Below are 20626 nucleotides of genomic sequence, written 5' to 3'. Positions count from 1 at the left end.
AGACATGACCACAAAACAAGAGCGTCCAGTAGTATACGTAGTGTCCGATTCGGTAGGAGAAACGGCTGAACTGGTAGTAAAAGCCGCTGCGAGTCAGTTCGGGGAAGACGGAATGGAAGTACGCCGTATTCCGTACGTTGAAGACGAGGGCACGGTGGAAGAGGTCATTCAGCTTGCCAAGGAAGCCAGGGCAATGATTGCGTTCACGCTGGTGATCCCAGAGATCAATCAGTACCTCCGGGAGCACGCGGAAGAAGCCGGGGTAGACACCGTTGACATTATGGGCCCGGTACTCGATAAAATGGTGACGCTCACGAACCAGCAGCCAAGATATGAGCCTGGTCTCGTATATCGTCTGGACGAAGACTATTTCCGTAAGGTGGAGGCAATCGAATTTGCGGTCAAATATGATGACGGGCGTGACCCGCGGGGCATTGTCCGGGCAGACATTGTGCTGATCGGCGTTTCGCGAACCTCAAAAACGCCTCTTTCCCAGTATCTGGCCCATAAACGTCTGAAGGTGGCAAACGTGCCGCTGGTTCCGGAGGTGGATCCGCCGGAGGAATTGTTTAATATTCCTAGTGAAAAGTGCATCGGGCTTCGGATCAGCGCCGATAAATTGAACCGGATCCGTTCGGAACGCCTGAAGGCGCTTGGACTGAGACCGGAAGCAAACTATGCGAGTATGGAGCGTATCCAGGAAGAGCTCGACTACTCGGAAGCGCTGATGAATAAAATCGGCTGTACGGTGATTGATGTGTCCAACAAAGCTGTGGAAGAAACAGCCAATATTATCTCCAATATGTTTCAGCAGCGCTAGGAGAGAATCAGCATGACGAAAAAGGAACCCACAGTGTATGTGGACGCTGACGCATGCCCGCATAAAGAAACGATCGACACGTGGGGAGCGGGCAAAAGCATGCGGATCGTTTTTGTGGCGAGCAGCGCGCACGCCTCAAATAAAGTGTATGAAGCAGAAACCGTGATGGTGGAAAACGAGCCCGAAGCGGCGGATATGTATATTTGGAACCACGTCTCTGCCGGCGATCTGGTGATTGCCGATGATCATGGCCTGGCAGCAATTGCTCTTGAAAAAGGAGCGGCGGTTCTCTCTTTTCGGGGGAAGCGCTGGAAAAAGGGTGACGAAGAATGGCTGCTTGCCGGCCGGTATGCCGGCGTGCTGGCCAAACAGGGAAAGCACAGAGTTAAAGGGCCTAAAGCAATATCGCTTGAAGAACGCCAGCGTTTTTTTGAGGGCCTGGAGATCTTTGAAGCAGGCGGCAGTAAGTCCAAATGGTAATAGGCTCATCAGGGAGGAAACAAATTGGCAGCGTTTATTCCAGAAGAAAAAGTTGCTGAAATTCGGGAAAAAATCGATATTGTCGAAGTCATCAATGATTACGTACAGCTAAAAAAACAGGGCAGGCATTATCTCGGCCTGTGTCCTTTTCATGGGGAAAACACCCCGTCATTTTCTGTTTCGCCGGAGCGGCAGCTGTATCACTGTTTTGGCTGCGGCGCAGGCGGCAATGCCATAACTTTTTTGATGGAGCACGACGGCCTGACATTTGTGGAAGCTATTCAATCCCTTGCAGCCAAAACGGGTACCGAGTTGCCCGAGCTTGAAGATCAATACCCCGGCGAACGGGAACAGCACCAGGCTAAAAAAGATGCGCATCAAATGGCGGCCAAGTTTTATCATCATCTGCTGATGAATACAGAACAAGGGAAAGAAGCCTATGACTATTTAACGGCGCGGGGAATCAGTGAAGAGATTATTGAAGAGTTTCAGCTCGGCTATGCACCGGAGCGAAATAATATGCTTGTACAGCTGCTTGAAAAAAGAGATTATGACCTGGAAGAAATGGAAGAAGCCGGACTGATTCTCCGCCAGGAATCCAGCTGGCAGTGGAATGACCGTTTTCGCGGGCGGGTCATGTTTCCTATTCATAACCAGCGCGGGCAGGTTATCGCCTTTGGCGGCCGCGCACTCGGAGAAGGTGCGCCGAAATACTTAAATAGTCCGGAAACGCCCATCTTTTTAAAGCATGAAACGCTCTACTCGTTTTCCAAAGCCCGCCAGGCAGTCCGCAAACAGGATGAAGCCGTTCTGTTTGAAGGCTATATGGACGTTATTGCTGCCTGGAAAGCGGGAGTGAAAAACGGGGTTGCGGGTCTTGGCACGGCTTTCTCTAAACGACAGGCCGAGCAGATCCGAAAAGCAACAGACAAAGCGGTAATTGCTTATGACGGTGACAGCGCCGGACGGGCAGCGGCGTGGAAAACCGGAGATATTCTTGAAAAGCAGGACATCAATGTACGGGTGGCGCTGTTTCCGGCAGAGATGGACCCGGACGACTATATACAGGCGTACGGGGCAGAAGCATTCAAGGTACAATTGTCGGAGCGTGCGGTACCTTTTATGTCCTTTAAGGTTCAGGAGCTGCGTAAAAATAAAAACCTTCAAAATGAAGGAGACCGTCTTGCCTATATCGAAGAAGTACTCCGGGAAACATCTGTGATCAGCAGTGCTGTAGAACGTGAATTCTACATGAAGCAGCTGGCAGAAGAATTTGACCTGTCGATGGACGCTCTCCGGGAGGAAGAACGTAAAGTACAAAAAAAGGAACAGAAGGAAAAGGCAGCAAAGGCTCCTTCGTCTGTGGAAACAGGCAAACGGTGGCGGAGCGGAGCGCTTCCGAAAAAGCAGGTGTCGATGCGATCGGCCTATGAGAATGCTGAACGGTCGCTCCTCGCCTTTATGCTTCAGAACCGGGAGGTCGCCGGGGAGGTTAAAGAGCGTATTGGAGGAGAATTCAACATTGATGCCCATACAGCGCTTGCGGCATATTTATATGCTTATTATGACGACGGCCATGATCCTGATGTAAGCCGGTTTATGGAATACGTTGAAGAGCAGGAGCTTGTGAACCTGGTATCTGAGCTGATGCACCTTGACATTCCGGCAGAAATATCAGATAATGAAATGTCTGACTATGTTGAACAGATTAAAATTCGACCAAAACGGGAAGAATTACTGCAAAGGCAGAAACAGCTTAAAGACGCTGAAAGAAATGGTGATTCAGAAACAAATCAGCGACAGTTGCTGACAAGAATCATGGAATTGATGATGCAGCTGAAGAAAAACTAGCCTGAAGCAATTTGCTTGCGCTTTTCCTTTGTGGTTGATAAGATATGATCACGATAGAAGGAAAGCGTGCCAGTTTGATGTGCACGCTCTTTCTATGTGCCTGCCGTCCTTTCAACCAGCTAAGAAAATACCAGGAAAAGAAATCGTCGGCACAGACAATTGCGGGCATGTAAAGAGACAGGGTAGGATTCAAGGTGTGAAGCTTGGAAGGAGGGAGATCGAATGGCGGAAAAACCAAGCCGTCCGCTGGCGGAAGGTGAAATGTCGGTCGATCAGGTAAAAGAACAATTGCTCGAAACGGGCAAAAAACGTGGAACGTTAACGTATGCAGAAATAACAGAAAAACTCTCCAGTTACGACCAGGATTCTGAGCAAATGGATGAGTTTTTTGAATACCTTGGTGAACAAGGCGTTGATATTATCAACGAGGGAGAAGAAGTTCCAAGCATGGAACAGGTGGAAAAAGAAGACACCCTCGACTTGAATGATTTAAGCGTCCCTCCAGGCATTAAAATTAACGATCCAGTCCGGATGTATTTAAAAGAAATCGGCCGTGTGCCGCTTCTTTCTGCGGAAGAAGAAATTAATCTTGCCACTAAAATTGAAGAAGGCGACGAAGAAGCAAAACGCCGTCTCGCAGAGGCCAACCTTCGTCTGGTTGTTTCGATCGCAAAACGTTACGTCGGACGCGGCATGCTTTTCCTCGACTTAATTCAGGAAGGCAATATGGGTCTGATCAAAGCGGTGGAAAAGTTTGATCACAGCAAAGGGTTCAAGTTCAGTACGTACGCTACGTGGTGGATCCGCCAGGCAATCACCCGTGCTATTGCCGACCAGGCGAGAACGATCCGTATTCCGGTGCACATGGTGGAGACGATCAACAAGCTGATCCGCGTGCAGCGTCAGCTGCTGCAGGACCTTGGCCGTGAGCCGCTTCCGGAAGAAGTTGCCAAAGAAATGGATCTGACTCCGGATAAAGTAAGGGAGATTCTTAAAATCGCCCAGGAGCCGGTGTCGCTGGAAACTCCTATCGGTGAAGAAGATGACTCTCATCTTGGTGACTTTATTGAAGACCAGGAAGCGATGGCACCGTCGGATGCAGCTGCTTATGAACTGCTGAAAGAGCAGCTCGAAGATGTGCTTGATACGCTTACGGACCGCGAAGAAAACGTTCTCCGTCTCCGGTTTGGCCTTGATGACGGACGCACCCGCACCCTCGAAGAAGTGGGTAAAGTGTTTGGCGTCACAAGAGAGCGTATCCGTCAGATTGAAGCCAAAGCGTTAAGAAAGCTTCGTCACCCGAGCCGCAGCAAACGATTAAAAGATTTCATGGACTAATGAATTCATCATAGATACAAGGGGACGCATGCTTTAAATAAGCAGGTGTCCCCTTTTTTATTTTACATAGAAGAGAGAGGAAAACATGAAAAAAGCTGTATTGCCGGACAGACTGGCAGTTATCGTGGAACAAATTGACCAGGGAGCGGTGGTCGCAGATATTGGCACGGACCACGGGCTGGTTCCGGTCGAAGCAGTGGTGCACCGGGAGGCGGAGCATGCAGTAGCAGCTGATGTGAATGCAGGTCCGCTCCAGGCTGCATCAGACTACATTGCCTCCTGTGGATTAACAGATAAAATTGATACCCGCCTCGGGAGTGGACTCACTGTCCTGAGAGAAACTGATCGTATTGATACAGTAGTTATCGCGGGAATGGGCGGCACGCTGATCAAAGAGATTTTAGAGGAGGGAAAGACACATCTCCGCCCGGTGCAGAAGCTGATCCTGCAGCCTAACATCTCCGCGGGCCGAATTCGCCAGTGGCTGTTTGACAATGGCTGGAAGCTTACCGATGAGCGAATCCTGAAGGAGGACCGCCATGTGTATGAAGTACTGACGGCAGTGCCGGGGGAAGCGGAAGCGCCGTACCGGGAAAACCAGGAGCCGTTTGAAAAACAGCTGTTGTTCGGTCCGTATTTGCTCAAGGAGCGGAACAATGCTTTTAAGGATAAATGGATGAGGGAAAAAGATAACTGGCAGCAGATTTTACAACAGCTGGCAAACGCCGTTCCGACAGAACAGACAACGGCAAAGAAGCAAAAATTAAACCAATACATTGCATGGGCTGAGGAGGTTATTACATGAATACTGTACGTGACGTTATCCGGTTATTTGAAGAATGGGCACCGCCATCGCTTGCTGTGGAAGGCGACCGGGTGGGCCTGATGATCGGGGACTGGAACCAGCCGGTCACAAAGGTGCTTACCACCCTTGATGTATCCGAAGAGGTGGTGGATGAAGCTGTCAAAACAGGGGCGGAGTTAATCATTGCCCACCACCCGCTGCTGTTTCGTCCAATAACGTCGCTCGATGTGTCAAATGGACAGGGGCCGGTAATTGAAAAGTGCATTAAGCATGATTTAACCGTCTATGCCGCGCACACAAACCTCGATATTGCTCCCGGGGGTGTGAATGACATGATGGCAGAGGCGCTCGGTTTAACGAACACGGAGGTGCTGGCTGCGACAGGTGAAGACGAGCTGTATAAGCTAGTGGCCTTTGTACCGGAGTCCCACGCTGAAGAAGTAAGAAAGGCAGTGGGGGATGCGGGGGCCGGCTATATCGGCGGATACAGTCATTGCACATTTTCTGCTTCGGGTACTGGCACGTTTATCCCCGGCGAGGACACAAATCCTTTTTTAGGCGAGCAGGGAAAGATGGAGTTCGCGGACGAAAAGCGGATGGAAACGATTGTACCGGCCTCTCTCCGGCAAACTGTAGAAGCCGCTTTGACCGCTGCTCATCCGTATGAAGAACCGGCTTATGATGTGTATCCGCTCGCTATTCCTGGTGAGCCTTACGGGCTTGGGAGAGTGGGAGAGCTCCCGGAGGAAATGACGCTTGAAGCGTTTGTGGAGCAGGTGAAAAAAAGCTATGACGTACCGTTTGTCCGCGTGGTGGATGGAAAAACCGAGCGGGTTAAACGCGTGGCCCTGCTCGGGGGCGACGGCAACAAATACTGGAAGCAGGCGCTTTCCAGGCAGGCGGATGTGTACATTACCGGCGATATTTATTTCCATACAGCCCAGGACGCGGCGATGGATGGCCTTACGATGATAGATCCCGGCCATCACGTGGAAAAAATTATGAAAAAAGGCGTGCAGAAGGAAATGCAGCACCGCAGCCAGGGCCGGCTGCAGGTGGAATGGCTGGCTTCTGCTTTGTCTACCGAACCGTTTCGGCTGGCATAATAGAAAAAATCCCTCCGCGGTCAAGCGGAGGGATTTGTTTATGATTTTGCTTTGATTTTTGGGAGGATTTTTGATTTATCGATATGAGATTCGGTATCCCATGTGGATGAATCGTTTGGATCGTACTGGTCGATAAACAGGATGACTTCCTTTGTGATTAACGTTGGTGTGGAAGCACCTGCTGTCACACCTACAGAGTTGACATTTTCAAGCCAGCTTAAATCCAGCTCGGTTAAGTTGCTGATCCGGTAAGCTGTTGTGCCCGCGACCTGTTCAGACACCTGGGCAAGCCGGTTGGAGTTGTTGCTTTTCGGGTCGCCGACAACGAGAACGAGATCTACATCCTTCGCCTGTTCAGCTACCGCTTCCTGGCGTACCTGGGTGGCGTTGCAGATTTCATTATGGATTTCTGCATGCGGATAAATTTCTCTCGCCCGGTCCATAATGTCGGAAACGTCCCACTGGCTCATGGTCGTCTGGTTAGTCATGATAATCCGTTCCGACTTAATGTTTAAGCTTTCAAGATCGTCGAGCGTTTCCACTAAATGCACAATGTCCGGAGCGACACCGACAGCGCCTTCCGGCTCCGGGTGTCCCTTCTTGCCGACATAGATAAATTCATAGCCCTGGTCCCGTTTTTCCCGTATTAAGTCGTGCGTGACGGTAACATCGGGGCAGGTGGCATCAATGGTGGTCAGTCCTTTTTCTTCAGCGAGTTGGCGTACTTCTGGAGAAACGCCGTGAGCTGTATATACGACTGTCCCTTTATCTACCTGCCGGAGTATTTCAAGCCGGTTGGGCCCGTCGAGGGAAATGACACCTTCTTCTTCAAATGCGTCAGTCACGTGCTTATTGTGTACGATCATGCCTAAAATATAGATTGGACGCGGAAGCTCCTGGTTACCGGCGGCTTTTTTCGCCATTACCATCGCATCGACAACGCCGTAGCAGTATCCACGTGGTGAAATTTTTGTTACTTCCATAAAGGCCTCCTGTTTCATAATTTGAACCGTGAGGTCTTGCGTGTACGCGCTGACTTTACGTATGCAGTCATGTAAAACGATTCTGGATTCATTATACTACCTAAGTGTCTGGTTGAAAAGAAAGGACGGCTGAAGGGATGTATTCCTTTAATATTTTGTGAACAGAAGCAGAGGAGAAGCTATGGTTTCTATTTTAACTATGATAAAATATGGAGATGCAAAAAATGCGTAAATGAAAAGAGAGTTAGGTGAACAGCGTGGAAAACCGCTTTAAACAATACAATATTCCGGCATATGCCCTCAGGCTGCTGGATAAAAAACGAATTCAAAAACCAACGGATATTCAGGAACGGCTGATGCCCGCTGCGATTAATGGCAAGGATGTTATCGGCCAGTCGCAGACCGGATCAGGGAAAACACTTGCGTATCTGCTGCCAATTCTGAGCAGAATCGACACCTCCAAAGCGGAAGTGCAGGCAGTCATTACAGCGCCTACCCGGGAGCTCGCCGGCCAGATTTTCGGTGTTCTGAAGGAAATTACGGATGAAGATGAAACCTCTTCGGTACGTGCCAAGCAGGTATCCGGGGGAACGGACCGCTCCAGAGTGATGGAGCAGCTCCGTAACCCACCGCACATTATTGTGGCCACGCCAGGGCGGCTGAAGGACATGGTCGGAGAAAATGTTATCAATGTACACACGGTCAGCATGCTTGTCATTGACGAAGCAGACCAGATGCTTGATATGGGCTTCCTGGAAGAAATTGATCCGGTGGCCGGAAAAATGGCAGATAACCTGCAGATGATGGTATTTTCGGCAACAGTACCGGAAAGCCTGCAGCCGTTTCTCCGCAAATATATGAACAATCCCAAGCATGTGCACGTAAAGCCGGAGCATGCGACGCCAAAAGAAATGACGCATTACGGCATCGCGCTCAGACACCGCAGCCGTCTTGATGTGACAATGGAGCTTGTGGACCGGCTGCAGCCATTTCTCGCTATCATATTTGCAAGTACGAAAGAGGAAGCGGACGAACTAGCCGGAGAAATGTTCAAAAAACAATACCCGGTAGAAGTGCTGCACGGCGGTCTGCCTTCGCGGCAGCGTAAACAGGTTATGAAACGGATTCAAAATCTTGAGGTTCAGTATCTGGTAGCTACCGACCTTGCTGCCCGCGGTATGGATATTCCGGGTATTTCCCACATTATTAACTACAGCCTGCCGAAGGAACTGGAATACTTTATTCACCGGACGGGCCGTGCCGGGAGAGCCGGACTGACAGGAGAGTCATACACTCTGATGGGAGAAGACGACCGGAAAGCCGTTCTTTCTCTTCAAAAGCAGGGTATCCGCTTCACGTTCATGGACTTTCGCAAAGGAACATGGACCGAGCTCTCCAAGCCGCTGTTTGCCTCCAAGCAGACAAAACGGAAGCCTGCGCCTGCTCCTGACGCCATGCCGGTGAAAAAACCGAAAAAAGTGAAGCCGGGCTATAAGAAAAAAGCGATGGCAGACCAGACGGCGTCCCGCCGCCGCAAACGAAAATAACAACTGAGGTGATGACTGTGCTTTTAGGCTCGCATGTATCGATGAACGGGAAAAAAATGCTTCTTGGTTCAAGTGAAGAAGCGGCTTCGTATGGAGCGACAGCGATGATGATTTATACAGGAGCGCCGCAGAATACCCGGCGCAAACCTATTGAAGAATTAAATATCGAAGACGGGCACGCCCACATGAAAGAAAACGGCATTGAAGAGGTAGTGGTTCATGCGCCTTATATTATCAATATCGGCAATACGACCAAGCCGGAAACATTTCAGCTTGGTGTGGATTTTCTGCGCAATGAAATCAGCAGATCCGAGTCGCTCGGGGCAAAGCAGATTGTTCTTCACCCGGGGGCGCACGTCGGGGCCGGTACAGAAGCAGGCATTAAAAAAATTATCGAGGGCTTAAATGAGGTTATTTATCCGGACCAGAAGGTGCAGATCGCGCTTGAAACAATGGCGGGCAAAGGCTCGGAGTGCGGAATAAGCTTTGAAGAGCTTTCGGAGATTATCAGTGGAGTAACTCACAACGATAAGCTGAGTGTCTGCTTTGATACATGCCACAAGCATGATGCAGGCTACGATATCGTAGGGGATCTGGACGGCGTGCTGGAGTCGTTCGACCATTATGTCGGCCTCGACCGGCTGAAGGTGCTTCATATTAATGACAGTAAAAACGAACGCGGGGCAGGCAAAGACCGCCACGAAAATATTGGTTACGGCTATATCGGCTACAGTACGTTAGCAGAAATTGTGCATCACGAGGCGTTTGCTTCTGTGCCGAAAATACTGGAAACACCTTATGTCGGCACAGACAAGAAAAACAAAAAACCACCGTATAAGCACGAAATTGCGATGCTCAGACAAAAAGAATGGAAGCCGAACTGGCGGGATGAATTAATGCCAGCAGAGGTGTAAATGTCTTCTGCATGAATGCGCCTCACGCATTCATGCTCTTTTATTTCTGGAAGCTCAGGAAAAGAAACCAGAAACAAGGACAGCAACAAGCACGCCCCGCATGTATTCATGCGGGGCGTGCTTGTTTTATTCGTTGTTCATATCAAGAAATCTCGATGCCCACTCAAACAATACCAGCTGGCTGTTAACGGCGGGCTCTCCGGGCGCAGGCTCAACGTAATGATAATAACCGCTGCTGTCCTGCTCCCTTGCCTTCACATTATCCTGCAGGATCAGCTCCAAAATGGCATTGAGCCGCTTTTTTAAAATAGGTTCGTAGACAGGAAACATGATTTCGATTCGTTTTTCCATGTTTCTTGTCATCCAGTCAGCCGAGGACAAATAATAGTCGTCACGGGCGCTGTTGGCAAAATAAAAAATACGGGTATGCTCAAGGAAACGCCCGACGATGCTGCGGACGGTGATGCTTTCGCTCACTCCGGGGATGCCTGGCTTCAGGCAGCAGATACCACGAACAATAAGTTCAATGCGGACACCGGCCCGGGAAGCTTCATACAGTTTAATAATGAGTTCTTTATCTGTTAACGAATTCATTTTGGCGATAATATGCCCGCTTCCGTCCTGGCGATGGCAGTCAATCTCCCGTTGGATCAAATGAATCAGCTCCTCGCGTATTCCTTCCGGAGAAGTGCTGATTTCATTCCAGTACGGCTGCTGGGAAAAGCCGCTTAAATGATTAAAAAAGTTAGTGGCGTCCTCACCGAAGGAGGGACGGGTCGTAATCATGCCCATATCGGTGTACACTTTAGCGGTGGAATCGTTGTAGTTGCCGGTGCCAAGATGCACATACCTCTTGATGCCATCTGCTGTCTTCTTGACGATCAGCACAATTTTACTGTGGGTTTTTAGTGATGTAATCCCGTAAATGACGTGAACGCCGGATTTCTCAAGGGTTTTCGCCCACTGGATATTATTTTCTTCATCAAAGCGTGCCTTCAGCTCGACGAGGACCGTCACCTGTTTCCCCTGTTCCGCCGCTCTTGCCAGTGCGGCAATAATGGGGGAGTCCCCGCTGACCCGGTAGAGAGTCTGCTTAATCGCTAAAACGTCCGGATCGTCGGCCGCTGTGGAAATAAAGTCGATAACGGGCTGGAACGATTCATAAGGATGGTGAAGTAAAATGTCCCGGTCATCGGAAGCATTAAACACATCGGACTCAGTAATCAAATCCTCCGGCGGCTGGGGAATAAGCGTCTCATACACAAGATGCTCCCATTCCGGGGCAAGCTCCTCACAGAGCGGAAATAAGAAAGTTAAATCGATCGGCCCCTTCAGTGTATAAACGTCGTCTGGGTGAATCTCGAGAGCTTCGAGCAGAAACTCAAGAATATAGTCATCCATCATGCCATGCTGGCATTCCAAACGAACAGCGGCGCCCCATTTGCGTTTTTTTAATTCCTTTTCAATCTCCCGGAGGAGATCGCGGGCACCCTCCTCATGAATGGTTAAATCCGCGTTGCGGGTGATCCGGAACGGAGAAGCACTTAAGACAGTAAACCCCTTGAAGAGCATATGGATAAATTCTGCCAGTACCTGTTCAAGCAAAATATACTCCCGGCTGCCGTCGGATGACGGAAGCACAAGGAAGCGGGGGAGCACCCCGGGTACCTGGACAATGGCAATGCTTTCTTTTTCATCACCGGCTTCTTTCTGGAGCCGGACGGCCAGGTTCAGGGACTTGTTTAAAAGCATGGGAAACGGGCGGTAGGCATCCACAGCCATCGGTGTGAGAACCGGCATAATACTCGCCATGAAATACTCCTGGATATATTGATACTGGCCGCTGTCTAATTCAAGCGTCGAAAGAAAGCGGATGTTTTCCGAGGCTAACAGCGGAACAGCCGTTTCCGTAAAAAAATGATCCTGCAGCCGCACGAGCTCTGAATTTTTTTCGGTGATGGCCGAGAGCTGCTGCTTCGGCGTGAGCCCAGCTTTGTTTTCAGGTTTATTGAACCCTGCTTTTACCTGATCTTTTAACCCTGCGACCCGGACCATGAAAAATTCATCCAGGTTGGAGCTGAAAATGCCTAAAAAACGCAGGCGTTCAAGGAGCGGATTGGTCTCGTCGAGGGCTTCTTCGAGCACCCGCTCATTAAACGCAAGCCAGCTGATCTCACGGTTGTTATAATATGCCGGATTTTCAAGGTCAATATGTGTCTGAGTCATTTCGGTCATTGTAGAATCCGCCTTTCTTTACACCCTGGTCACTCCTGGGCCAATTGTATCAACGAAATGTTAAGCGCATGTAAAGATTCACGAAAAAAGCATTGTTCAGCTGGAAAAAGCAGAAACCGGCGACTGTTCGTGGAAGTGAAGCACAATCTCGCGGTTGATCATTTTTTCCAGGTGTTTTTTATACTTATCTGCTTTGGCTTCTTCAAAAGTGGAATGCATCCCCTCGCGGCAGTATATATGGAAATGAAGCTCTTTGCCTTCTTTTTCAATGCCAAGCCCCGAAACGATATTGCGGCGCGTACGGTTAAGCGAATAAGAGAATTTTAAAATGCTGCCAAGAAATTCCAGCCGTTTCAGGCTGTTTTTCTGCATATACGGCCGGAACGGTTTCGAAAACTGTTTAAACATCGATTTAGATTTGAAGGAAGACACAAGTGACATGGCGATCCGCTCTTCATGCGTAATGCCATCGATGGAACGGTTGGTTAAAATATAGAAGGTGTGCTGGCTGCTTGCCTCCGAGCTGATGTACTCCCCGATATAAAGAACCTGGGCCGCGCGGTTCAGCAGGCGGTGGTTGTCTTCATGCAGATAGGATTTTGGAATATACGGCTCCAGGCTGTTGTACATGGAAGAAGCAATGTTTCCGACTTCATCCACATAGTCCGGGTTAATCTCGAATTCCCGGTTCAGCTGGTAAAAGCTTTCCTCGATCACGTCCGGAAAATGGGGATATATTTTATCCCGGAGCAGCTCTTCAAACAACAGTCCGTCGCGGAGGCCCTTGTTGCTGATTAAATAGTAGGAGGCATCGATATGCTTATAAAGCTGGGAAATAATCCGCACCGCCGGAATAATGACGTCCGCCCGGTCTTTGGAAAGCCCTTCGATGTTTTCGCGTTCTGATAAGCTTGATTTTTCAAGAAGCTCCATTGTTTCAGCGATATCGTCACCGCTCATGGAATACTGATGCAGGCCGGCCAGCGGATAATTGATGGAAGCCTGGTGCACCAGCACCATGTTCCGGGAACTTCCGCCGATACCGACGACCGGAAGATTTTCCCCTTCTTCTCGCAGCCAGGACACTTTTTGAAATTGTTTTTCGATCCATTTATTCATCTGCTTCAGGTTGCTCGAAGTGATTTTGTCATCGTTTGGAAGAAACTTCTGCTTTAATGTCAGAGCGCCGAAGGGGAAGCTGTGGGTGCGCACGAGTTCCCTGTTTTTAAACATGGTTACCTCTGTACTGCCGCCCCCGATATCAATGGTAATTCCCTCCGAAAGGCTGGTGGAATTCACTACGGCAAGATACCCATAGGAGGCTTCTTCTTCCCCGGAAAGAACGCGGATGGGAAAATCGATGCGTTCTTCAATATACTGCAAAACCTCTTCGCGGTTGGAGGCACCCCGCACAGCTGCGGTGGCTACAGCATGAATAGTCTGAACGTCGTGAAAACGGAGAACTTCTTCAAACTGCTGCAGGGTATGCAGCAAAATATCTCTCCCCTCTTCGGTGAGTGCGTTCTGGTCGTCGATATGGTTGCTCAGGCGGGCGACGATTTTTAAGTTATGAAGCTCGCGGTACCCGCGCTTTTCGTCCACTTCATTAATTACCAGGCGGATCGAGTTGGAACCTATATCAATAACGGCGACTTTTTCTTTCGCTTGAAACATTCTCATCATTCCTTAGAAATGGATTTGATTTCGTTTAACTGCTTTACTACTAACTATCATACAAAGAATAACCATGAATTGTATACACGATTAAGCAAAGAAGATTTACAGAAGCAAAAAGGTTTTGTATACTTTTCCTATCAATAAATCGTAACGATTCTTAATTGTTTTTGGAAAGAAGGAGGCTTCCCGGTGGAAGATTCAACAAATACGCTGCTTGAAGTGAATCATCTTTCGTTTCGCTACGAGTCAGAGCTCGTGCTGGACGATATCAATATGAATATAAATCGCGGAGATTTCGTAGGTCTGGTCGGGCCGAACGGCTCGGGAAAATCTACGCTCGTCCGGATTCTTTTAGGGCTGCACAAGCATTACAGAGGAGAAGTACGATGGTTTGGAACGCCCGTACGCCAATTTCATCAATGGCCGAAGATCGGCTATGTTTCTCAAAAAGCGAATCGTTTTAATGCCGGCTTCCCGGTGACCGTGTATGAAGTCGTAGCTATGGGACTTTACGGTAAAAAGGGGCTGCTTCGTTTTTTGAATCGTAAAGACAAGCAGCGTATTCACGAAGCGCTCGAGCAGGTGGATATGCTCGGCTATAAAAAGAAGAATATGGGCCGGCTTTCCGGGGGGCAGCAGCAGCGGGTGTTTATTGCACGTGCCCTTGTGAGCGACCCGGAGGTGCTGATTTTGGACGAACCGACCGTCGGGGTGGATGCTGCATCCGCTCAGGCATTTTATGAACGGCTGAGCCACTGGAACAGAGAGAAGGGTATTACTCTTATCCTTGTTACCCATGATGTAGGAGCGATGACCAAATACGTGACAAAAGTAGCCTGCCTGAACCAGCAGCTTCATTTTCACGGAACGACACGGGAATTTGAAGAAAGTGATCTTGCCGGCGCTTACGGACACGATGTGCATATTATCCACCATGAGCATGATCACCATGCAGGAGGAGCCTGATGATTTTTCTGGAATTTGATTTTTTAAGATATGCGCTCATCATCGGTCTCATGATCGGCGTGGTTGCTCCGGCTGCAGGTGTGTTCGTGGTAGTCAGAAAAACGCCGATGATCGCCGATGCGATGTCGCATACAGCGCTGACCGGCATCGCCTTTCATCTTTGGCTCGCTTCATTCTGGGTATGGCTCAGCGAATGGAACCCGCTTTATACCGGTATTTTATTTACGTTCATCGTATCGTTTGTGATTGAGTATCTGCGTCGGCGTTTTCAAACGTTTCAGGAGCTTTCCATACCGGTAGTGATGGCTTCAGCCATTGGGCTCGGAGTCGTTTTTATTTCTCTGGCGGATGGCTTTAATAATGATTTGTTTAACTATTTATTTGGAAGCATTCTTACAGTGAATGCTTCAGACGCAGTGGTGATTGGTGCTATTTCTGCCGTGTCGCTCCTGTTGTTTCTGCTGTTTTATAAAGAATTATTATTCCTGGCTTTCGATGAAGAGCAGGCTGCCGTAAACGGGATCCCGGTGCAGAGAGTGAATTTATTATTTGCCGGTATCGCAGCGGTCATAGTTGCTTCTTCCATATCTATTTTGGGAGTGCTGCTCGTCTCCGCTTTAATTACCCTGCCGGCAGCAGCGGCGCTCCGGGTTGCTTCCACCTTCAAGAGCATGTTTTTATACGCGGTGCTTTTCGGGGAAACAGCCGTTCTGGCCGGCTTTTTTGCTTCATATTATTATGATCTGAGCTCAGGCGGCACAATCGCAGTCATTTCATTTCTTATATGGACATTCGTTGTACTGGCTGAAAAAGCCACTGGGCGAATACGTCAGCGTCCGTGGGAAGAGACGAAATGGACGGACAAAGCAAATCAATAGCACAGAAAAGCAATCCTTGTGTAAAATAAAGAATAGAGAGTGACGGCTATGTTTGATATTAATTTTGTGGAACGAAGCATTATAGCAGCGGTGCTGATCGGCCTGACAGCCCCTTTGATCGGCTCGTTTTTAGTCGTGCGCCGGTCCTCGCTGATAGCAGATTCCCTCGCTCACGTTACTCTTGCTGGAGTGACGGCAGGAGTGCTCGCCGGTAATCTGCAGGCTTTTTGGGATATCAATCCGTTATACAGCGGCTTTTTATTTGCATTTGCCGGCTCGTTGATCATTGAACGGGTACGTCACACATACGGGGGCTTTCAGGAGCTTGCCGCCCCGATCTTAATGGCGGCAGCGGTAGGACTGAGCGCCGTATTTATGTCTATATCCGCTGACGGGGTGACGGAGTGGTACGGCTATCTGTTTGGAAGTGTAGTCTCCGTACAGATGGAAGATCTTTGGTTTATCGGAGTAATGACAATTGCTGCCCTCGGGCTGCTTGCAGCGTTTGGCAGAGAATTGATGTTTCTTTCCTTCGATGAAGAAATGGCGGCTGCTGCCGGAATACCAGTTAAGATGTTCAATGTACTGCTTGCTGTACTGCTTGCGATTGTTATTTCTGCATCGATGCAGGTGGTCGGCGTGCTGCTTGCCGGAGCGCTGATTACGCTGCCGGCAGCGGCCGCAATGCAGTGGGCCTCCGGCTTTAAACGAATGCTTCTGATTGCTGTTATTATCGGAGAAGCCTCTGTGGCGGCCGGTGTGACTGGATCCATATTTCTTGGCATTGCGTCGGGAGGCGGCACTGTAGTGACCGCTGCTTTTATACTTTTTGCCACTTTAGTTCTCAGAGCATGGATCAACTGGAAAAGAAACAGGAGGCTTAAATATGAACGTCACCAAAGCGCTTAATATTATGAAGGATCAGGGATTTAAATATACAGCCAAGCGTGAAGAACTGCTCCAGCTTTTTTCAGATGAAAAACGCTATTTGACAGCGAAGGAAGTACTGCATTCCCTGCAGAAAAATTATCCGGGAATGAGTGTGGATACTGTCTATCGCAACCTCTCCATATTCGAGGAAATGGATATTCTCGAGATGACAGAGCTTGAAGGAGAAATGCATTTTCGTTTTTCCTGTTCAACAACGGCCCATCATCACCACCTTATCTGTCTCGAGTGCGGAAAAACGAGAGAAATTGAGACGTGCCCGATGGACTGGCTGAATGAAAACGTTGACGGCGGCTTTGAAGTGACCGGGCATAAGTTTGAAATTTACGGACTTTGTGCCGAATGCAAAAAAGCGAAACAAAAGGAAGCAGCACCGGCATAACCATAGGTGCTGCAGCAATAACAGGTGAAACAAAAAAGCTCCGCCCTTAATGGGTGGAGCTTTTTGCGTCGAGAGCTTAATTTGTCAGTTCTTTTTCTTTAGCTTCCCGTTCTTTTTCTGCTTCTTTGGCATAGTGCTCTTCAGCAATTTTATCAACTTCGATCTTTAGCTCTTCCACCATGGTTTCTTCCGGAACCTTCCGGATGATTTCTCCGTGGCGGAATAGAAGACCTTCGCCTTTTGCACCGGCAATACCGATATCGGCTTCTCGTGCTTCGCCGGGGCCGTTAACAGCGCAGCCGAGCACGGCTACTTTAATCGGAGCTTTAATGGTGGAAATATATTCTTCCACGTCATTGGCGATGCTGATCAAATCGATTTCAATACGTCCGCAGGTAGGACATGAGATAAGTGTAGCTGCGTTGGATGCGAGGCCGAATGTTTTCAGCAGTTCGCGTCCCACTTTTACTTCCTCTACCGGATCGGCACTGAGAGAAATACGCAGTGTGCTTCCGATTCCTTTACTTAGAATAGCTCCGAGTCCGGCAGAACTTTTGACTGTGCCTGCGAATTGAGTGCCTGATTCAGTAATCCCCAGGTGAAGTGGGTAGCTGAATGCCTGAGCCGCTTTTTCATAAGCTTCAATAGCCAGGTGGACGTCTGAAGCTTTCATCGAAACGATGATATCGTAAAAGCCGAGCTCTTCAAGGATAGAAATATGGTAGAGAGCACTCTCGACCATTCCGTCTGCAGTTGGGTATCCGTATTTATCAAGGATCCGTTTTTCGAGGGAGCCGGCGTTTACACCAATACGGATTGGAATGCCTTTGGCTTTGGCGGCCTCAACAACCTCTTCCACTTTTTCCCGTTTCCCGATATTGCCCGGATTGATCCGGATTTTATCAGCGCCGCCTTCAATAGCTTTCAAGGCCATATTATAGTCGAAGTGGATATCGACAACGAGCGGAATATTGATGCGCTGTTTAATTTTCGGAATTGCTTCAGCATCCTTCATTTGTGGGCATGCGACGCGGACAATCTGGCATCCGGCCTCTTCAAGGCGGTGAATTTCTGCGACGGTCGCTTCCACATCGTGAGTTTTTGTTGTGGTCATGCTTTGTACTACTACTTCATTACTGCCACCGATCGTCACATTACCTACTTTGACTGCTCGGGTTTCGCTGCGGTGGGTTATTTGGCTCATGTATCCATTCGCCCCTTTATATTGGTGAATTTATTTCGTGCCTCGTCTAGTGCAACAACAATAGTTAATAGTGGTCTATAACACATCGTAATTGTATCAGTGGGTGTGTACTCTTGGCAAGCAGTTGCTTCCAGAGAGCGGAAATCGGAAGTGTAAAAGACGGTATTTTGTAAAATGATGAGAAACTAACGAAAGAATGCGGGTGATGTAACTTTTTCCCCGGGCTTACGACTATAGATGCGACGAATATAAAAATATTGGTCATCAAAGTACGGGATTGGAAATGAAAGGGCATAAGAAGGAGAGTTGAACATAATGAAGTGGTGGCAGCAGACATTAGCAGCCGGGGTAGTTACGTTAGGGGTTCTTGGGGTAAGTCAGCAGGCGTCAGCGGACGCTGCAGCTGGGGATGTAACAGTGACACTCGGCCAGGATCTGTCTTCAGATCAAAGAAGTTCTCTGCTTGAAGAGATGGATGTGACTGAAGGGGAAGTACCGGTTGTAGAGGTCACAAATGAAGAAGAGTACCAGTATCTTGGAGATTATTTAAGCAGCTCTGAAATTGGCTCGCGCGCGTTATCTTCTGCAAGGATTACTGCAGCTGAAGACGGAGAAGGCATCGATATTGAAACGAACAAAATAGATACAGTTACAGAAGGAATGTATGCAAACGCGCTGGCAACAGCGGGTGTGGAGGATGCAGAGGTTTACGTGACAGCTCCGTTTGAGGTATCCGGAACGGCAGCACTGACCGGGATCTTAAAAGCCTACGAACAGCAGAACAATGTTAATATATCCGAGGATCAAAAACAGGTGGCAAACGAAGAGATTGCCAAAACTTCTGAGCTTGGCGAAGATATCGGCAAAGAAGAAGCAACAACACTGATTACACAGATTAAGCAGGAAATAAACAATACGGAGATTAATAATACGGAAGATATCCGGGTCATTGTGCAAAATGTGTCAGGCGATATGAATATTGAACTGAGCGAAGAGCAGACAGATGAGCTCGTTTCCTTATTTGACCGGATGCAGAATTTAAATATCGACTGGTCGCAGATGGAGAGTCAGCTTGATAAAGCTTCGGAAAACATCGACAGCTTTGTAAACAGTGAAGATACGCAGAATTTCCTTTCGCGCATCGTTGCTTTCCTCGAACAAATGCTTGATTCCGTGCAGGGGTGGTTTAACAGCGACTCTGAAGAATCAGCATAATATTAGTAAAAAGAGAAGAGGCCGCGGGGCCTCTTTTTTATGCGAAGAAGACGCTTACAGCTGACAACTGGCAGGAAGAAGAGTTACAATAATTGTGAAACGATTACGGGTGTTTACGCGTATATATGATTACCAAGCTTTTACGAGTCGTATTAGTCAGTGATTACAGAAGTTTATGGAAGGGAGTATATACAATGGAATGGTTAGCGAACCCGAGTGTCGGCTTTATTGTCGTTTTTCTTGGAACGATGTTTTTAATCTCAGAGTTTCTAGTTAAGTCCAAAAGCTTATTTTTTATTCTGGGAACAGCCTTTATGGTCTTATTCTTTTCCTATCATCTTGAAGGGGCAGCCGGTATCTGGGTGCTTGTATTATATGCAGCCGGTCTTGGGCTGATCCTGCTTGACGGGAAGCTTATTGGAGACGGAACTGTCTCTATTGTAGGTCTTTTGCTAATGGGAGTATCGATCGCTGTGCCGACTCCTACTATCATATACGGAGTACTCGTTATTTTCGGCTTTTTGGCCGGAGCCATTTCAGCGATGTTTTTCCTGAAGGTTTTTCCCCGCCGGGATCTATGGTCGAAGCTGATGCTTAAGGACAGTTTGACAAGCGAACAGGGCTATAACTCTATAAATCAGACGTATGAAGGACTGGTCGGCAAAACGGGGACCACCGTTACTCCTTTCCGCCCGACAGGTACGATTGATATTGAGGGAGAGCGTTACAGTGCTACCAGCGGCGATCAGTGGCTGAATGCTGAAGAAGAAATAGAGGTAACATCTGTGGATGGGACGCGCATCCGTGTCAAGCGTCTTGAGACAGCTGTAAAAGAACAGTAATTACCATATTAATGGTTAATAATGAAAAAAGAGGAAGCTGCGGCTTGCTCTTTTTTTACGGAAAAAAACAAAAGCTAAATAACTTTGGGAAAAAGTAATATTTCCTTTACAAACCATTCAATTTACTTTAAAAATAGATTGGGTGTGGCAAAAAAGGACAGAATACATAAAGTGATTAAGGGGATGAGGGAGTTTGGATATTCAAACGCTGATATTTACGTTTCTCGGCGGCCTGGGGATTTTCCTGTTCGGGATCAAATACATGGGCGACGGCCTGCAGAAGATCGCGGGCGACAAGCTGCGGGACCTGCTCGATAAATTTACGACCAACCCGTTCATGGGCGTGCTGGTCGGGATCATCGTCACCATCCTGATCCAGACGAGCACCGGCACCACCGTGCTCGTCGTCGGCCTGGTCAGCGCCGGGTTCATGAC

19 protein-coding genes are annotated in these 20626 nt (G+C 48.6%); 15 read left to right on the top strand and 4 right to left on the bottom strand.

Annotation, left to right across the window (positions count from 1 at the left end):
- The first annotated feature begins 4 nt into the window (after positions 1 to 4).
- The 6 genes from ACTRXF_RS14045 to ACTRXF_RS14020 all read left to right on the top strand — a co-directional run bounded on the left by ACTRXF_RS14045 (position 5) and on the right by ACTRXF_RS14020 (position 6400).
- Positions 5 to 820 carry a pyruvate, water dikinase regulatory protein gene (locus ACTRXF_RS14045; protein ID WP_322525764.1) on the top strand — a complete coding sequence of 272 codons (816 nt, stop codon included), beginning with the start codon at positions 5 to 7 and terminating at the stop codon, positions 818 to 820.
- Between the two features lie 12 nt (positions 821 to 832).
- Positions 833 to 1300, top strand: coding sequence for a DUF188 domain-containing protein (locus tag ACTRXF_RS14040; RefSeq protein WP_474261780.1), 468 nt, complete (start codon positions 833 to 835; stop codon positions 1298 to 1300).
- 24 nt (positions 1301 to 1324) lie between these two features.
- Positions 1325 to 3151, top strand: a complete 1827-nt coding sequence (gene dnaG, locus ACTRXF_RS14035; protein ID WP_474261781.1) for a DNA primase — start codon at positions 1325 to 1327, stop codon at positions 3149 to 3151.
- A gap of 222 nt (positions 3152 to 3373) precedes the next feature.
- Positions 3374 to 4489 carry an RNA polymerase sigma factor RpoD gene (gene rpoD, locus ACTRXF_RS14030; protein ID WP_022794962.1) on the top strand — a complete coding sequence of 372 codons (1116 nt, stop codon included), beginning with the start codon at positions 3374 to 3376 and terminating at the stop codon, positions 4487 to 4489.
- An 85-nt stretch (positions 4490 to 4574) separates the two neighbouring features.
- A complete protein-coding gene (locus ACTRXF_RS14025; protein ID WP_474261782.1) occupies positions 4575 to 5294 on the top strand; it encodes a tRNA (adenine(22)-N(1))-methyltransferase in 720 nt (239 codons plus the stop codon).
- A complete protein-coding gene (locus tag ACTRXF_RS14020; protein ID WP_474261783.1) occupies positions 5291 to 6400 on the top strand; it encodes a Nif3-like dinuclear metal center hexameric protein in 1110 nt (369 codons plus the stop codon). The genes ACTRXF_RS14025 and ACTRXF_RS14020 overlap by 4 nt, the downstream gene beginning before the upstream one ends.
- 38 nt (positions 6401 to 6438) lie before the next feature.
- Here the strand turns inward: ACTRXF_RS14020 and ACTRXF_RS14015 are convergent, their stop codons facing one another.
- Entirely contained in the window at positions 6439 to 7383 is a 945-nt protein-coding gene (locus ACTRXF_RS14015) for a 4-hydroxy-3-methylbut-2-enyl diphosphate reductase (RefSeq protein ID WP_474261784.1), read from the bottom strand.
- A 248-nt stretch (positions 7384 to 7631) separates the two neighbouring features.
- On the opposite strand from ACTRXF_RS14015, the gene ACTRXF_RS14010 reads away from it, so the two are divergent.
- A complete protein-coding gene (locus ACTRXF_RS14010) occupies positions 7632 to 8930 on the top strand; it encodes a DEAD/DEAH box helicase (RefSeq protein ID WP_474261785.1) in 1299 nt (432 codons plus the stop codon).
- A gap of 11 nt (positions 8931 to 8941) precedes the next feature.
- Positions 8942 to 9844 carry a deoxyribonuclease IV gene (locus tag ACTRXF_RS14005; protein ID WP_474279569.1) on the top strand — a complete coding sequence of 301 codons (903 nt, stop codon included), beginning with the start codon at positions 8942 to 8944 and terminating at the stop codon, positions 9842 to 9844.
- A gap of 126 nt (positions 9845 to 9970) precedes the next feature.
- Here the strand turns inward: ACTRXF_RS14005 and ACTRXF_RS14000 are convergent, their stop codons facing one another.
- Together ACTRXF_RS14000 and ppx are read right to left on the bottom strand one after the other, a co-directional pair.
- The gene (locus ACTRXF_RS14000; RefSeq protein ID WP_474261787.1) at positions 9971 to 12079 is read right to left on the bottom strand and encodes an RNA degradosome polyphosphate kinase; all 2109 of its coding nucleotides are present in this window, start codon (positions 12077 to 12079) and stop codon (positions 9971 to 9973) included.
- A gap of 96 nt (positions 12080 to 12175) precedes the next feature.
- A complete protein-coding gene (ppx, locus tag ACTRXF_RS13995; RefSeq protein WP_474261788.1) occupies positions 12176 to 13753 on the bottom strand; it encodes an exopolyphosphatase in 1578 nt (525 codons plus the stop codon).
- A gap of 192 nt (positions 13754 to 13945) precedes the next feature.
- On the opposite strand from ppx, the gene ACTRXF_RS13990 reads away from it, so the two are divergent.
- From ACTRXF_RS13990 to ACTRXF_RS13975, 4 genes are read left to right on the top strand one after another with little or no spacing between them, the layout of a single operon-like run.
- Positions 13946 to 14722, top strand: a complete 777-nt coding sequence (locus ACTRXF_RS13990) for a metal ABC transporter ATP-binding protein (RefSeq protein WP_474261790.1) — start codon at positions 13946 to 13948, stop codon at positions 14720 to 14722.
- Positions 14722 to 15600: a metal ABC transporter permease gene (locus tag ACTRXF_RS13985; RefSeq protein WP_474261791.1), complete on the top strand. Its 879-nt coding sequence runs from the start codon at positions 14722 to 14724 to the stop codon at positions 15598 to 15600. Before ACTRXF_RS13990 ends, ACTRXF_RS13985 begins: the two co-directional genes overlap by 1 nt.
- Before the next feature lie 48 nt (positions 15601 to 15648).
- Positions 15649 to 16509, top strand: coding sequence for a metal ABC transporter permease (locus tag ACTRXF_RS13980; protein WP_474261792.1), 861 nt, complete (start codon positions 15649 to 15651; stop codon positions 16507 to 16509).
- Positions 16487 to 16930 carry a Fur family transcriptional regulator gene (locus ACTRXF_RS13975; RefSeq protein ID WP_462868963.1) on the top strand — a complete coding sequence of 148 codons (444 nt, stop codon included), beginning with the start codon at positions 16487 to 16489 and terminating at the stop codon, positions 16928 to 16930. Before ACTRXF_RS13980 ends, ACTRXF_RS13975 begins: the two co-directional genes overlap by 23 nt.
- Before the next feature lie 76 nt (positions 16931 to 17006).
- Here the strand turns inward: ACTRXF_RS13975 and ispG are convergent, their stop codons facing one another.
- The gene (gene ispG / locus ACTRXF_RS13970; protein WP_079476828.1) at positions 17007 to 18134 is read right to left on the bottom strand and encodes a flavodoxin-dependent (E)-4-hydroxy-3-methylbut-2-enyl-diphosphate synthase; all 1128 of its coding nucleotides are present in this window, start codon (positions 18132 to 18134) and stop codon (positions 17007 to 17009) included.
- Between the two features lie 315 nt (positions 18135 to 18449).
- On the opposite strand from ispG, the gene ACTRXF_RS13965 reads away from it, so the two are divergent.
- From ACTRXF_RS13965 to ACTRXF_RS13955, 3 genes are all read left to right on the top strand, one after another.
- The gene (locus tag ACTRXF_RS13965; RefSeq protein ID WP_474261793.1) at positions 18450 to 19349 is read left to right on the top strand and encodes a DUF1002 domain-containing protein; all 900 of its coding nucleotides are present in this window, start codon (positions 18450 to 18452) and stop codon (positions 19347 to 19349) included.
- Positions 19350 to 19543: 194 nt separating this feature from the next.
- Positions 19544 to 20191 carry an NfeD family protein gene (locus ACTRXF_RS13960; protein WP_474261795.1) on the top strand — a complete coding sequence of 216 codons (648 nt, stop codon included), beginning with the start codon at positions 19544 to 19546 and terminating at the stop codon, positions 20189 to 20191.
- Positions 20192 to 20384: 193 nt separating this feature from the next.
- The coding region (locus ACTRXF_RS13955) for a Na/Pi symporter (protein ID WP_474279567.1) at positions 20385 to 20626 on the top strand (242 nt) is incomplete at its 3' end.

Source organism: Marinococcus sp. LNHM3E3-2.2 (genome assembly GCF_056034385.1).
Note: the sequence above shows the minus strand (reverse complement) of the source record. Positions and strands in the feature narration are given on the sequence as shown.